Raw genomic sequence first — 1087 nt, 5'->3', positions numbered from 1 at the left:
TCACTCCGCTGCAATTCACGAAATATAAAACAGTTGGTTTAGAGAAAGGATTCAACATCGTAGAGAGTGCTCCCCTTGTTCGTTCCTCCTACCATGCAGAGAAACATATTCGTTAGCAAACAAAACACATACACTATTTGTTTTATAGATAGAACCGACAAATAAACATAAATATAGAGATGGATCATAAAGGAATACTTTCTTCCGCATTTAACATGTCGCTGGGTTTTATCCCCGTTATTATTTCCATTTTATTGTGTGAACTTATAACGCAAGACACGGCTATTTACATCGGTACAGGTATAGGTATTATAGGAATATACCTTTCTTATCGACGTAAAGGATTGTTAATTCCTAATTTTATCCTCTATATAGCGACCGGAGTGCTGGCACTATTATCCGTAGCAGCTCTCATTCCTGGTGATTATGTTCCCCCCGGTGCGCTCCCGCTTACTCTGGAAGTCAGTATTCTCATTCCAATGTTAAGTCTTTATATGCATAAGAAAAGGTTTATCAACCACTTCTTAAAACAGATAGGTTCTTGCAACAAACGTTTATATGCTCAGGGAGCAGAAGCCGCCGTTGTATCTGCTCGCATTGCCTTGATTTTCGGAATACTGCATTTTATTATAATCAGCATCACCGTCATTTTCCATAACCCACTAAGTAAGACAAGTCTGTTTGTACTCTATAAAGTGTTACCTCCTACTGTCTTTCTTATGAGCATCCTGTTCAACCAGATAGCTATCCGTTTCTTCAATCACCTAATGTCTCACACAGAATATGTTCCTATTGTGAATACAAAAGGAGACGTGATCGGGAAAACCCCTGCGATAGAAGCTGTTAATTATAAGAACGCATACATCAATCCGGTGATAAGAATTGCCATATCCACTCATGGAATGCTGTTCCTTTGCGACAGACCGTCAACAGCCATTTTGGACAAAGGAAAAGTGGACATTCCCATGGAATGTTATCTCCGTTACGGAGAATCTTTAGAGGCAGGTGCCACCCGTTTGATTAACAATGCTTTCCCGCATGAGAAAGATATCAAACCAGAGTTCAATATCGTTTATCACTTTGAGAA

Annotated in this window: 1 protein-coding gene and 1 pseudogene; both read left to right on the top strand. The window is 39.5% G+C overall.

Annotation, left to right across the window (positions count from 1 at the left end):
- Positions 1-116, top strand: a pseudogene (locus AB5935_RS27760) (lipoyl synthase); the annotation flags it as partial.
- Between the two features lie 63 nt (positions 117-179).
- On the top strand, positions 180-1087 hold a 908-nt coding region (locus AB5935_RS27755; protein ID WP_368328070.1), incomplete at its 3' end, for a hypothetical protein.

The sequence above is a fragment of the Phocaeicola sp. RTP21198st1_B8_RTP21198_201120 genome, assembly GCF_040929485.1.
GTDB classification, from domain to species: domain Bacteria; phylum Bacteroidota; class Bacteroidia; order Bacteroidales; family Bacteroidaceae; genus Phocaeicola; species Phocaeicola dorei.
This window is presented reverse-complemented; position numbering and strand designations above follow the sequence as displayed.